Origin of the sequence: Vreelandella venusta (genome assembly GCF_044809155.1) — a bacterium.
Lineage (GTDB): Bacteria > Pseudomonadota > Gammaproteobacteria > Pseudomonadales > Halomonadaceae > Vreelandella > Vreelandella venusta_B.
This window is the reverse complement of record NZ_CP085241.1, coordinates 2,886,654-2,899,857: the sequence shown is the minus strand read 5'-3', so window position 1 is coordinate 2,899,857 and position 13,204 is coordinate 2,886,654. Positions and strand designations below refer to the sequence as shown.

Sequence of the window (13,204 nt, the reverse complement as noted above, 5' to 3'; positions counted from 1 at the left end):
TGGTAGAGCGATTAATAGAAGGCAATTAGATAGCAGCAAGGATACCCCTGTGCTGCTTAACAGCAAGCCTTGAAAACACACATGCACCGGCACATGGTCCCGGGTGCCTTTAGTGACGCTTAGCGGCGCTACTGGTCGGATCCATGGGGTGCGTGGAGGCCTAACCCGAGTTTCAGGAGTTTTATCATGTCTCACGTTAATATGCGTGACCTGCTGAAAGCAGGCGCTCACTTCGGTCACCAGACCAAGTACTGGAATCCGAAGATGGGTAAATTCATCTTCGGCGCGCGCAACAAGATTCATATCATCAACCTTGAGCACACTCTGCCTGCACTGAACGAAGCGGTCGATGTGATTGAGAAGATGGCGGCATCCAACAACAAAATTTTGTTTGTTGGCACCAAGCGCAGCGCTAGCAAGATCATCAAAGAAGAAGCGAATCGCGTTGGTCAGCCGTTCGTCAACCATCGCTGGTTGGGCGGCATGCTGACCAACTTCAAAACTATCCGTCAGTCTATCAAGCGTCTGCGTGACTTAGAAACCATGCGCGAAGATGGCACTTTCGAGAAGTTGACCAAAAAAGAAGTACTGATGGCAACGCGCGAGCAAGATAAGCTTGAGCGTTCTATCGGTGGTATCAAGAACATGGGCGGCCTGCCGGACGCACTGTTCGTTATCGACGTCGACCACGAGCGCATCGCGATCAACGAAGCCAACAAGCTGGGCATCCCGGTTATTGGCGTGGTAGATACCAACTCTAACCCAGATGGCGTTGATTACGTGATCCCGGGTAACGATGACTCCATCCGCGCTATTCAGATTTACGTGAAAGCAATTGCTGACGCCTGTAACCGCGCGAAAGAAGGTCGTCCGGACGAGTTCGTCGAAGTAGCTGAAGAAGAAGCCGCTTCCGCCGATACTAACGCTGCTGCCGAGTAAGACAGGTAGTAGGTGCGGCGGGCAGTGAGGCCGCATCGCGTTAAGAGGGGGCCTTATGCCCCCTTTTTCCCGCTTTGGGTACGCTCAAGCGGGCCGAACACGCCGGTTACGTAACGCCGGCAAGCGCACTGCACAGTAGTCGCGGTGGTCATCAACCGGGCTTATACTTTGTGGCGCGTTTAACTCTCAGCTAGAACCATTTCCGAGGTGAATTCTCATGGCAGCTATCAGCGCCTCCCAGGTTAAGGAACTGCGCGAACGTACCGGTCTTGGCATGATGGAGTGTAAAAAAGCACTCACTGAAACCAACGGTGATATCGAAGTCGCAATCGAGAATCTACGTAAAAGCTCTGGTCTTAAAGCCGCGAAGAAAGCGGGCCGCACCGCAGCAGAAGGCGCGGTGGTTACCCGTGTCGCCGAAGACGGCAGCTACGGCGTGATGGTTGAAATCAACTCCGAGACCGACTTCGTTGCTCGTGACGACAACTTCATCGCGTTCACCAACAAGATCGCTGATGCATTCTTTGCGGCGAAAAACGAAGACGTTGCAGCGGTTATGGCAGGCGACCTTGAGTCTGCTCGCGAGCAGCTCGTTCAGAAAATTGGCGAGAACATCGGCGTACGTCGTGCCGTTGTCGTGAATGCCGTTGAAGGCGGTCTGGTGGGCGAATACGTTCACGGCGGCCGCATTGGCGTTCTGACCGTGCTGAAAGGCGGCACCAGCGAAGCCGCTAAAGACGTTGCTATGCACGTGGCCGCGATTAATCCGTCAGTCGCTCATCCTGAAGATATGCCCCAGGAAGAGTTGGACAAAGAGAAAGCGATCATCATGGCCCAGCCCGATATGGCCGGTAAGCCAGAGCAGATCGCTGAGAAGATGGTGGGTGGTCGTCTGAAGAAGTACCTGGCTGAAAACAGCCTGACCGAGCAGCCGTTCGTAAAAGACCCGAACCAGTCCGTGGCTGAGTTTGTGAAAGCGGCCGGTGGTGAAGTCGTTGGCTTTACCCGCTTTGAAGTGGGTGAAGGCATCGAGAAAGAAGAAGTCGACTTTGCTAAAGAAGTCATGGAACAGGCTGGCCGTCGCTAAGGTCAGAGGTTCAAGTAATAAGATGGCGTGCGCGCAAGCGCACGCCTTCGCGTATCCGGCCCTTACTAAATTGGGCTACCTCACCCACCGCTGCCTAGTTCTGCCTCAGGAGAGATGCCATGTCACATGATGCTCAAGAGTCTACCCCCGTTGCTACCGCGAAAATTGATAAGTCAAAATCAAAATACAAGCGTATTTTGCTGAAACTGTCAGGCGAAGCGCTGATGGGGGAGCACGATTTTGGTATCGACCCTAAAGTGTTGGATCGTATGGCGCTTGAGATTGGCCAGTTGGTCGGTATTGGTGTTCAGGTGGGGATTGTGATTGGGGGAGGTAACCTGTTCCGTGGTGCGGCGTTGAACGAAGCCGGCATGGATCGGGTGACGGGTGACCATATGGGAATGCTGGCAACGGTGATGAACGCCCTGGCCATGCGTGATGCGCTGGAGCGCTCTAATATCCGCTCGCGGGTTATGTCAGCGATTCCCATGAGCGGTGTGGTGGAACATTATGACCGCCGTACCGCCATCCGCTATTTAACATCGGGTGATGTGGTGCTGTTTTCTGCAGGCACCGGTAACCCTTTCTTCACCACCGACTCTGCTGCCTGTTTGCGCGGCATTGAAGTGGACGTCGACGTTGTCATCAAGGCCACCAAGGTGGACGGCGTGTACAATAAGGATCCGGTGAAGTACCCCGACGCCATTAAATACGACCAGCTCTCCTATGACGATGCACTGGAACAGAAGCTGGGCGTGATGGATTTGACCGCTATCTGCCTGGTACGTGACCATAATATGCCAGTGCGGGTATTCGATATGAACAAGCCTGGTGCCTTACTGAATTTGGTAGTAGGGGGCAAGGAAGGCACGCTGATAGACAGAGGGTAACAACGTGATCAATGATATTAAGAAAGATGCAGATTCCCGTATGAAGAAAAGTGTTGAAGCGCTGAATAGCAACTTCAACAAAATTCGTACAGGGCGTGCGCACCCCAGTATTTTGGATGCAGTAACGCTTGATTATTACGGCAGCCAAGTACCGCTAAGCCAGGTGGCTTCGGTGAACGTCGAAGACGCGCGTACGCTAACAGTCGTTCCTTGGGAGCAGAGCATGGTGCCGAAAATTGAAAAGGCCATCATGACCTCTGATCTTGGGCTGAACCCGTCAAGCGCTGGCAACGTCATCCGTGTGCCAATGCCGATGCTGACCGAAGAGACGCGTAAAGGCTATATCAAGCAGGCCCGCAGCGAAGCCGAACACGCCCGTGTCGCCGTGCGCAACGTGCGCCGTGATGCCAACGGCGATTTCAAATCTTTACTAAAAGATAAAGAGATTACCGAAGACGATCAGCGTCAAGGTGAAGATGAAATCCAGAAGCTGACTGACAAGTACATCGCTGAGATCGACAAGGCGCTTGCCGCCAAAGAGCACGATCTCATGCAGGTTTAGTGGTTGTTACTATCACTGACTGTTTTTGTTTAGTCGCGGGCAGCCAAGCGCTGCCCGTCAGGCCATGGCTTGGCTTACCTATGACTGATCTTTGGTGCGAGAACCCATGACGTCACCGCAGCTTCCTGACAAGCAGCCGGGCGGCGCAACGCCTTCTCACTCCGAGGAGGCGCTGCCGCTACATGTCGCTATCATTATGGATGGCAACAACCGCTGGGCGCGTGCACGCGGACTTTCTGGTGTGCGCGGCCATCGCGCGGGTGTTGAAGCCGTCAGAGCGGTGATCCAGCGCGCCGCCGAACGCGGTGTGAAAACCTTAAGCTTGTTCGCTTTTTCCAGTGAAAATTGGAAACGTCCTGCGAATGAGGTCAATGCGCTCATGGAGCTTTTTTTAATGGCGCTCAAGCGCGAGGTTAAAAAGCTCAACGAGCGTAATGTTCGCCTTTCTATTATCGGTGAGCAGCGCGGCTTCTCCCATGCTATCCAAAAGCATATCCAGCGCGCTGAGGCGCTGACCGCTGCCAATACGGGCATGCATCTGGTGATTGCGGCCAATTATGGCGGTCAGTGGGATATTGCCCGAGCGGCCAGACAGTTGGCGGAGCAGGTCGCCGCGGGAGAGATCGTGGCCGCTGATATCGATGAAGCGCGACTCGATGCTGCGATGAATACCCAGCAGGTACCGCCGGTGGACTTGTGTATTCGTACCAGTGGCGAGCAGCGGCTCTCCAACTTTATGCTGTGGCAGCTCGCCTACGCTGAACTGTATTTCTCTCCTCTGCTGTGGCCCGATTTTGACGCAGCGGCGTTAGATACAGCGCTGGATGATTTTTGCCAGCGCCGTCGCCGTTTTGGCATGACTGACGAACAAATAGAGGCGCAAGGTGCTTAGACAGCGGATTATCACCGCAGCCTGGTTAGCTCCCCTAACGCTGATCGGCCTGTTCGGACTGCAAGGTGGCGCGTTTGCGCTATTTACCGCGCTTATAGTGCTTTTAGGGGCGTGGGAGTGGGCCAACTTGGCCGGTGTTACCCGCCATCGTTCGCGGTTGCAGTACGTCGCGATTCTGGCGCTGCTGATGGTTATCATGTGGGTGAGCGGCACAGTGTTGGCTGTTTGGCCTTTATGGATTGCGGCCATTGGCTGGCTGCTGAACCTTTTTTGGGTCACCCGTTATCCAGAAGCTGGCCAGCAGTGGCAAACGCGCTCTCGCCGTCTGTTGATGGGTGTGTGGGTGCTGTTGCCGTGCTGGGTGGGCTTCAATGTTCTCCGTGATAGCGGTGCTGTTTGGCTGCTGTTTGTCCTGCTACTTGTATGGTGTGCGGATATCGGCGCCTACTTTGCTGGCCGCCAGTGGGGTAAGCGTAAGTTGGCACCGAGTGTAAGCCCAGGCAAATCCTGGGAGGGCGTTGTTGGTGGCATGGTCGCTACTTCGCTGCTGGCCATCGGGTTTGCCTTTTGGCAGGCGCTAGGCGTTGTCGGCGGTTTAACGCTGCTCATGATTACCGCGCTGGTGACACTTATTTCGGTGCTGGGTGACTTGCTAGAAAGTATGCTGAAGCGCCATCGCAATATTAAAGACTCCAGCCAATTATTGCCCGGTCATGGTGGCGTGTTGGATCGTATTGATAGCTTAACGGCGGCTATCCCGATCTTTGCGCTGCTCTACTTGCAGGTGCTTCAGTTACAGGTGAGTGCGTTATGAGTCAGCCGACGCTGCAGCACGTCACCGTGCTTGGCTCTACCGGCTCAATAGGCAATAGCACGCTTAATGTGATTGCCCGCCACCCTGACCGCTATCGGGTATACGCGCTAACCGCCCATACCTCAAAAGAGGCCTTGTTGGCCCAGTGCAAAGTGCACCGCCCTCATGTAGCGGTGCTTAACGATCCGCGCGACGCGCAGTGGCTGCGTGATGCGTTGGCCGAGGCCAATATCCCCACGCAGGTGCTGGCGGGGCCAGCAGCGCTTTGCGATGTTGCTCGTGAGGCGCACGTCGATACGGTGATGGCGGCTATTGTCGGTGCCGCAGGGCTGCTGCCTGCGCTGGCGGCAGCAGAGTCGGGCAAACGTGTGCTGCTCGCCAATAAAGAAGCGCTTGTCATGAGCGGGGCGCTGTTTATGGATGCTGTGGCGCGTTCTGGTGCCACGCTATTGCCGATTGATTCTGAACATAATGCTATTTATCAGTGTCTACCTGCTCAGCATAGAGGTGGCCTTGCGCGCCACGGGGTGCGCCAACTGCTGCTGACCGCTTCGGGCGGCCCATTTCGCACCTGGAGCGTGGAAGATATTGCCACAGTGACTCCAGACCAGGCCTGCGCGCACCCAAACTGGTCGATGGGGCGCAAGATTTCCGTCGATAGCGCCACGCTGATGAACAAAGGCCTTGAGCTTATAGAGGCGTGCTGGCTGTTCGATGCCTCTCCCGAGCAAATTCAGGTGGTCGTGCACCCCCAAAGCGTGATCCACTCTATGGCAGCATACGACGATGGCTCCGTGATTGCGCAACTGGGCAACCCTGATATGCGTACGCCGATTGCTTATGGGCTGGCTTGGCCGGAGCGTATTGATGCAGGCGTTGAGACATTAGACCTTTTTCAGGTCGCGAGGCTCGACTTCGAAGCGCCGGATGAAACGCGCTTCCCTTGTCTGCGCCTGGCTCGAGAGGCGATGGTAAAAGGCGGGGCAGCGCCGGCGATTCTTAATGCCGCCAATGAAGTCGCGGTAGACGCCTTTTTAGAGGGACAGCTTGGCTTTAGCGCTATTGCAGAAGTGGTGGCTGCGGTGATGGCACAGCCGTTTGACGGCAGCGCTGATTCGCTTGAGCAAATTTTAGCGGCAGATAAGTGGGCGCGTGAACAGGCAGCGTTGAAAATACAGCGATAACACCAGTATGGCGCGCAGGCATCAGCCATTCGCTGAGCAGCGTGTAAAGGAGCGAAGTGTGGGCCTGATACAAAATATTCTTGCGGTCATCGTGGTGCTTGGGTTGTTGGTAACCTTTCACGAATTTGGCCATTTCTGGGTGGCGCGACGCTGTGGCGTCAAAGTGCTGCGCTTTTCAGTTGGCTTTGGTAAACCGCTCTGGTCCACTGTGGATCAGCACGGCACAGAGTTTGCCGTGGCGGCAATACCGCTGGGCGGCTATGTAAAAATGCTCGATGAGCGTGAAGCCCCTGTTCCTGAAAAGCAGCTTAACCAAGCCTTTAACCGCAAAAATGTTTGGCAGCGAATCGCGATTGTGGCGGCTGGCCCCCTAGCTAACTTTTTACTGGCTATCGTCGCTTACTGGGCGCTGTTTGTCGCAGGCACGACAACGGTAATGCCTATCGTAGGCGACATTGAGCCAAACTCACCCGCCGCTGAAGCAGGCCTTGCCCATGGCAGCGAAATCACCGCTATCCAGGGCGATGCGATGCGCTCCTGGGAAGAGATCAACCTAAAGCTGGTGTCTATTATTGGCTTTAGCGGCGAACTGTCCGTTGAGGCGCTGCCCGAAGGGTCGAGTACGCCGCGTGCTTATCAGTTGCCGGTCACTAACTACCTCGTTCGCCAAGACCCACCACAGCCGTTGCAAAGCTTAGGCATTACCCCTTGGCGCCCCAACTTGCCCGCCGTGCTGGGGCAAGTGATGGAAGGTCAAGCGGCGGCTCAGGCAGGGCTTCAAACGGGTGATCGCATTCTTTCCGTAAACGGTGAATCGGTAAGCAACTGGATGCAGTTTGTCGCCACTATCCGCGATAGCGCAGGCCAAACTTTAGACGTTCGCTACCAGCGCGGCGACGAGCAGGGTACGCTGTCGCTTACGCCAGGTACTAACACCCTAGAGGGGGGAAGAGAGGTCGGCTATATTGGTGCCGGCGTACAGCAAGTTTCATGGCCTGCGGAGCTTCAGCGTGAAATTCGTTACGGCCCTATCGAGGCGGTTGGACAAGCGTTATCGCGCACGGGTGAAATGACGCTGCTGACGCTAGACGCTATTCGTAAAATGTTCGTGGGGCTGATCTCACCCTCTAATTTGTCTGGGCCTATCACCATTGCGCAAATTTCAGGGGACTCCGCACGTGCAGGGATGGAAGCGTTTGTTGGCTTTCTAGCGTATCTTTCCATTAGTCTGGCGGTGCTCAACTTATTGCCAATCCCGGTGCTCGATGGTGGGCATCTGCTTTATTATTTTATAGAGGTCGTGCGTGGCCGGCCGGTCTCTGAACAAACGCAAGCGGTAGGGCTACGTATCGGGCTTGCCATGGTAGGCACCCTAATGCTGATGGCCCTCTATTTTGATCTGATGCGCCTGTGGTAATGACGCGTGTAGCGCGCTGGATGCCTTGTCATCCGCCTGCACAAATGTATATGGTGCCTGTCTGGAACGACAGGCAGACCAACGCGAGCGAACTGACTGCATGAAAATCAAGACCCTTGGAATGGCGGCACTTTTGCTGGCAGGCGCCAGCGGCGCCCAAGCACAATCCTTTGATGTTTCGGACATTCGTGTGGAAGGACTACAGCGGGTTTCCGCCGCCTCGGTCTTTAATGCGTTTCCCGTGAGTGCCAATGACCGCGTTAGCGAACAGCAGCTGTCTGAGGCTGCACGCGACCTATTTGCAACGGGCCTGTTCGAGGATGTTTCCCTGGCACGGGAGGGTGACGTTCTCATTGTTCAGGTCGTTGAGCGTCCGACAATTGCACGGCTAAACATCAGTGGTAACCAGCAGATTGATGAAGAAGACCTCCGTAACGGGCTGCGCCAGTCGGGGCTGTCCGAAGGTCAAGTGCTGCAGCTTTCTACGCTAGAAGAGATTCAGCGCGAGCTGGAGGGGGTTTACCAGTCCCAAGGCCGCTACAGCGCAGGTATTAATGTTGATGTTGAGGAAATTGATGAGGGGCGAGTTCAGGTCAACATCAATATTGATGAAGGTGAAGTAGCCAAAATTCGTCAAATCAATATTGTTGGTAACGAAGACTTTGATGATGACACGCTGCGCTCTGTCTTTGAGCTCAATGATCGTCCTGGACGGATATTTGGCTGGTTTTCAAAAGATGAGTACTCAAGAGAGGCGCTCTCAGGCGATATCGAGCGTCTGCGCTCTTTCTATCTGGATCGTGGCTATGTGAACTTCGATGTCACTTCTACCCAGGTATCGATTGGTCCAGAGAAGTCTGAAATATTTATTACGCTCAATATTAATGAGGGTAACCAGTACCGCGTGGGGGATATCCGTTTTGCGGGTGACCTGCAGATTAGTGAAAACGAGGCGCGCCAACTGCTTGAAATTAGTAGTGGCGATACCTTCTCCCGTAGTCAGGTAAATGCCTCCACTGAAGCATTGCGTCAGCGTCTTGGCGCCGAAGGATTTGCCTTTGCTGAAGTTCAAGGTGTGCCCGAAAGGGCTGGCGATGGTGAAACCGTTGATCTCGTTATTGCGGTGAACTCAGGCCAACGTGCCTATGTGCGCCGTATCGAATTCTTCGGCAACACCACCACGCAGGATGAAGTGCTCCGTCGTGAGATGATTCAGCTAGAAGGGGCGCCTGCATCGACTGAGTCGATTACTCAGTCTCGGCAGCGCCTTGAGCGTCTTGGCTTCTTTAGCCAAGTGGAAGTCGATACGCAGCCTGTACCAGGCCAGCCTGATCTGCTGGATGTGACCTACAACGTTGAAGAGCAGCCCTCAGGCTCGGTTTCAGCCAGCGTTGGCTTCTCGCAAAGCGCCGGGGTGATTTACGGCGTTGGGTTGGCACAAAATAACTTTTTGGGGACGGGGAACCGTGTCAATGTTGGTGCCCAGCGTAGCGACACGTTCACCAGCGTCAATTTTGCGTTTACCGATCCCTATTGGACATTAGACGGTATTTCCCGCGGCTATAACGTGTTTTACCGTGAGACGGATTACGCCGATTCGGATATTTCGACGTTCTCGACAGATGCCTACGGTGCGGGAATTGATTTCGGCTACCCGATAAGTGAGCTTTCGCGGCTTAATTTCGGTGCCAGTATCGAAGACTTAACGGTGAAAACCTATTTCGATACGGCGTCAGAAATCCGCCGCTACGTAGAGGATCAGGGGGAGAACGCTCAAAGCCTTAAACTAACGGCAAGCTGGACACGCAATAACTTAAACCGAGGCATTATGCCCACGGCCGGTAATTACCAGCGGGTCTCCGCGGAAACCGGCGTGCCCGGAAGTGATGCAGAGTACTACAAGCTGCAAGCGCGAGGTCAGCAGCTCTTCCCAATAAATGATGACCAAACCTGGGCGCTTAAATTTAGTGGCCACCTAGGCTATGCCGACACGCTTGGCGGCAACGACCCCTATCCCTTCTATGAAAACTTCTACGCAGGTGGTTTAGGTTCAGTACGTGGTTTCACCTCCAATACGCTTGGTCAACGCACCACGCCTGCACGTGAAGGCGGTCGTGATCGCACAATGGGGGGTAACGTGCTGATGCAAGGGAGTGCCGAGGTACTTTTCCCGCTGCCGTTTATTGAAGATCAGCGCTCGCTGCAAACATCGTTTTTTGTGGATGCCGGTAATACTTTCCTGACCTCTTGCTACGATGTGTTGGAAGAGGATGCCGAACGCCAGCGCTGCAGTTCAGGCGTAGATTTTGGTGACCTGCGCTACAGCGCTGGTATTGGTCTATCCTGGCTAACGCCGGTAGGCCCGCTAACCTTTAGTGTTGCTGAGCCGCTGAACGATGAAAGTGGGGATGATACTCAGTTCTTCCAGTTCTCGCTGGGTCAAACTTTCTAATACAAGGAGTTATCACGATGCGTAAATTGGCAGCAGCTGTGTGTCTACTCGGAGCGATGGTACTACCCGCTCACGCCGCTGAGGTGGCAGTACTTGATTGGCGCGCTGCGTTGATGAATACCCAGTCAGCTCAATCCTCGCTCAGCCAGTTGGAAGGACAAATTGGCAGCCAGCAGCGTGAGGCTCAGTCACTAGGCAATGAACTTCAGCAGTTGCAGGAGCGCCTGCAGCGAGAAGGCGATACCATGTCGCAATCTCAGCGAGATTCCTTAATGGCTGAGCTTCAGCAGAAGGGCAGCCGTTTTGAACAGCTGCGCCGCGAAGTGCTTCAAGCCCAGCAGCGTTCTGAACAACAATTTTTAGAAGGCGCAGAGTCCAAGCTTGAGCGTGCCGTTGAGCAAGTGTTAGAGCGTCACAATATCGACGTGTTAGTAGAGCCACAAGGCGTACTGCACTCATCGACAGATCTGCCTAACGTGACGAATGAAGTCACACAGATTTTCGATTCGCTAAACTAATTTTATGACTGCGGGTGCGGGCTTGCCCGCGCCATTGATTCCCTGGGCTCCCATGACGCACGCTTCTCACCATCTCACCCTAGCTGATATCGCACGTCACTTGGATGTAGCATTCGAAGGAGACGCCAATCAAACCATTCGAGGCTTGGCGACACTTAAAGAAGCTGCACCCGATCAAATTGCATTTTTGGCTAACCGTGCCTACCTAAAAGATTTGGCGGCTACTCAGGCAGCCGCCGTGTTGCTGCACCCAGAGCACGGCAAAAATTGCCCGGTTGCCCGCTTAGAAATGGAAAATCCCTACTTGGGCTATGCCAAGCTGTCTCAGCTATTCGACCCACTTCCTGCCCGGGATGTGCCCGGTATCCATCCCACCGCCGTTGTTGCAGATGGCGTGACGCTAGGCGCTGATGTATCTATTCAGGCGCATGCGGTAATTGAGTCTGGGGTAGTGCTGGGCGATCGGGTGGTGATTGGTGCGGGTAGCGTGATAGGCGCAGACAGCATCATTGGAGACGGCACGCGATTGCATGCCAATGTTACCGTTTGCCATGGTGTCGTTATTGGTAAGCGCAGTATTTTGCAAAGTGGCTGCGTGATTGGCGGTGATGGGTTTGGTTTTGCCCATGATGGCGCAGGCTGGCACAAGATTGCTCAGTTGGGCGGTGTCGTACTGGGCGATGATGTTGAAGTGGGCAGCTGCTCCAGCATCGATCGCGGCGCACTCGGCGATACGGTGATTGGTAACGATGTAAAAATCGATGGGCAGGTGCAAATCGCACACAACGTGACGATTGGGGATCACAGCGCGCTGGCAGGCTGTGTGGGCATTGCCGGTTCAACCAAAGTCGGCAAGCACTGCATGCTGGGCGGTGGTGTTGGACTCTCAGGCCATCTCACCATTTGTGACGGCGTTCAGGTCACTGGCATGAGCCTAGTCACGAATTCCATCCATGAACCAGGTGTGTACTCTTCGGGAACTGGAGCAATGAGTAACGCACAGTGGCGCAAAAATGCCGTGCGTTTTAAACAGCTTGACGATATCGCTAAGCGGTTGTCACGCGTAGAAAAAAGTCAGCGCTCAGAGTAGTGGACGCTTGAGTTTCTTAGGTAGTGGCTTGAGGCTTGTTTATAGCAGGTTATAATCCACTGCCTTTTAACCAGCTTTGTGCTGGTGAGTGCCTGATTTTTTCAGGCCTTTTGTCATTTTAGAGGTCGTTACGATGGTTATGGATATTAACGAAATTCGCGAATACTTGCCTCACCGCTACCCGTTCTTGCTGGTGGACCGTGTGACGCAGTTAACCGTTGGCGAATCCATCGTTGCGTTCAAGAATGTTAGTATTAATGAGCCTTTTTTCAACGGTCACTTTCCCCATCACCCGATTATGCCCGGTGTGCTGGTGGTTGAAGCCTTGGCCCAAGTGTGCGGTATTTTAGGTTTCAAAACTGTGAATAAATTGCCCGCTGATGGCTACGTCTACTATTTGGTAGGCAGTGATAATGTACGATTTAAGCGCCCCGTGATGCCCGGTGACCAGCTGGTATTAGAAGCAAACGTGATTCGTGGGAAACGAGGGATTTGGAAATTTGCTTGTCGCGCAACGGTTGACGGTGAACTAGCGTGTGAAGCTGAAATTATTTGTGCCGAGAGGAAGGTAGCTTGATACATCCTACTGCACTGGTAGACCCGACGGCGAAGCTTGCTGATGACGTTGAAGTAGGCCCTTTTAGCGTTATTGGGGCAGACGTAACAATAGGCGCTGGCTCAATTATAGGCCCTCACGTGGTGGTCAAAGGCCCGACGGTGCTTGGAGAGCGCACGCGCATCTTTCAGTTCGCCTCGGTGGGTGAGGACTGCCAAGACAAAAAATACGCTGGCGAACCGACGCGGTTGGTGATGGGCGATGATAACGTGATCCGTGAAGGGGTTACTCTCCATCGCGGCACGGTACAGGATCGTGGTGAGACGACCATTGGTTCGCGTAACTTATTCATGGCGTACGTGCATGTTGGCCACGACTGCGTGATCGGCAGCGACTGCATATTGGCGAATCAGGTAACCCTGGCAGGCCACGTTACCCTCGGCGACTTTGCTATTCTTGGCGGTCTGTCAGCCGTGCACCAATTCTGTCACTTTGGTGAGCACGCGATGGCGGGCGGCGGTTCGATCATTACTAAAGATACTCCCGCCTATGTGATGATTAACGGCAATCCGGCTGAAGCCCGAGGACTTAATTTGGTGGGGTTGAAGCGCCGAGGCTTTAGCCGTGACGCGATCAATGCGCTAAGCACTGCTTATAAAATGGTGTATCGCCAGGGGTTAACCGTAGAGCAGGCAGTCAGCGAGATGCGTAGCCGGTTCGAGTTGCCGGAAGTCGCTCTCTTCGCTGACTCAATCGAGCGCTCTACCCGCGGCATTGTGCGCTAACCACTCATCTCCCATCGG

The 13,204-nt window shown here is 54.3% G+C and carries 13 protein-coding genes; all 13 read left to right on the top strand.

Going from position 1 to position 13,204, the window contains the following annotated elements; all coding sequences use genetic code 11:
* Positions 1-186 precede the first annotated feature (186 nt).
* Positions 187-939, top strand: coding sequence for a 30S ribosomal protein S2 (gene rpsB / locus LG301_RS13490; RefSeq protein ID WP_404471668.1), 753 nt, complete (start codon positions 187-189; stop codon positions 937-939).
* A gap of 217 nt (positions 940-1,156) precedes the next feature.
* On the top strand, positions 1,157-2,026 hold the full coding sequence (gene tsf / locus LG301_RS13485; RefSeq protein ID WP_263067417.1) for a translation elongation factor Ts: 870 nt from the start codon (positions 1,157-1,159) through the stop codon (positions 2,024-2,026).
* A gap of 119 nt (positions 2,027-2,145) precedes the next feature.
* Positions 2,146-2,916: a UMP kinase gene (pyrH, locus tag LG301_RS13480; RefSeq protein ID WP_263067418.1), complete on the top strand. Its 771-nt coding sequence runs from the start codon at positions 2,146-2,148 to the stop codon at positions 2,914-2,916.
* Positions 2,917-2,920: 4 nt separating this feature from the next.
* Positions 2,921-3,478: a ribosome recycling factor gene (frr, locus tag LG301_RS13475; RefSeq protein ID WP_263067419.1), complete on the top strand. Its 558-nt coding sequence runs from the start codon at positions 2,921-2,923 to the stop codon at positions 3,476-3,478.
* Between the two features lie 106 nt (positions 3,479-3,584).
* Positions 3,585-4,370, top strand: a complete 786-nt coding sequence (gene uppS / locus LG301_RS13470) for a polyprenyl diphosphate synthase (protein WP_404471666.1) — start codon at positions 3,585-3,587, stop codon at positions 4,368-4,370.
* Positions 4,363-5,184, top strand: a complete 822-nt coding sequence (locus LG301_RS13465; protein WP_404471665.1) for a phosphatidate cytidylyltransferase — start codon at positions 4,363-4,365, stop codon at positions 5,182-5,184. Before uppS ends, LG301_RS13465 begins: the two co-directional genes overlap by 8 nt.
* Positions 5,181-6,368 carry a 1-deoxy-D-xylulose-5-phosphate reductoisomerase gene (ispC, locus tag LG301_RS13460; protein ID WP_404471664.1) on the top strand — a complete coding sequence of 396 codons (1,188 nt, stop codon included), beginning with the start codon at positions 5,181-5,183 and terminating at the stop codon, positions 6,366-6,368. Before LG301_RS13465 ends, ispC begins: the two co-directional genes overlap by 4 nt.
* Before the next feature lie 58 nt (positions 6,369-6,426).
* Entirely contained in the window at positions 6,427-7,785 is a 1,359-nt protein-coding gene (gene rseP, locus LG301_RS13455) for an RIP metalloprotease RseP (protein WP_404471663.1), read from the top strand.
* Positions 7,786-7,885: 100 nt separating this feature from the next.
* A complete protein-coding gene (gene bamA, locus LG301_RS13450; RefSeq protein ID WP_404471662.1) occupies positions 7,886-10,237 on the top strand; it encodes an outer membrane protein assembly factor BamA in 2,352 nt (783 codons plus the stop codon).
* A gap of 17 nt (positions 10,238-10,254) precedes the next feature.
* The gene (locus LG301_RS13445) at positions 10,255-10,755 is read left to right on the top strand and encodes an OmpH family outer membrane protein (protein ID WP_404471661.1); all 501 of its coding nucleotides are present in this window, start codon (positions 10,255-10,257) and stop codon (positions 10,753-10,755) included.
* 52 nt (positions 10,756-10,807) lie between these two features.
* Entirely contained in the window at positions 10,808-11,845 is a 1,038-nt protein-coding gene (gene lpxD, locus LG301_RS13440; RefSeq protein ID WP_404471660.1) for a UDP-3-O-(3-hydroxymyristoyl)glucosamine N-acyltransferase, read from the top strand.
* A 133-nt stretch (positions 11,846-11,978) separates the two neighbouring features.
* Complete coding sequence (gene fabZ / locus LG301_RS13435) at positions 11,979-12,422, top strand: 3-hydroxyacyl-ACP dehydratase FabZ (protein WP_078090340.1); 444 nt, start codon at positions 11,979-11,981, stop codon at positions 12,420-12,422.
* On the top strand, positions 12,419-13,186 hold the full coding sequence (gene lpxA / locus LG301_RS13430; protein ID WP_263067429.1) for an acyl-ACP--UDP-N-acetylglucosamine O-acyltransferase: 768 nt from the start codon (positions 12,419-12,421) through the stop codon (positions 13,184-13,186). The genes fabZ and lpxA overlap by 4 nt, the downstream gene beginning before the upstream one ends.
* The last annotated feature ends 18 nt before the right edge of the window (positions 13,187-13,204 follow it).

Coding starts and splice junctions, on each gene's coding strand:
- ispC (WP_404471664.1), top strand. CDS start 5,181: ATGAGTCAGCCGACGCTGCAGCACGTCACCGTGCTTGGCTCTACCGGC.
- pyrH (WP_263067418.1), top strand. CDS start 2,146: ATGTCACATGATGCTCAAGAGTCTACCCCCGTTGCTACCGCGAAAATT.
- tsf (WP_263067417.1), top strand. CDS start 1,157: ATGGCAGCTATCAGCGCCTCCCAGGTTAAGGAACTGCGCGAACGTACC.
- fabZ (WP_078090340.1), top strand. CDS start 11,979: ATGGTTATGGATATTAACGAAATTCGCGAATACTTGCCTCACCGCTAC.
- rpsB (WP_404471668.1), top strand. CDS start 187: ATGTCTCACGTTAATATGCGTGACCTGCTGAAAGCAGGCGCTCACTTC.
- uppS (WP_404471666.1), top strand. CDS start 3,585: ATGACGTCACCGCAGCTTCCTGACAAGCAGCCGGGCGGCGCAACGCCT.
- bamA (WP_404471662.1), top strand. CDS start 7,886: ATGAAAATCAAGACCCTTGGAATGGCGGCACTTTTGCTGGCAGGCGCC.
- lpxD (WP_404471660.1), top strand. CDS start 10,808: ATGACGCACGCTTCTCACCATCTCACCCTAGCTGATATCGCACGTCAC.
- LG301_RS13445 (WP_404471661.1), top strand. CDS start 10,255: ATGCGTAAATTGGCAGCAGCTGTGTGTCTACTCGGAGCGATGGTACTA.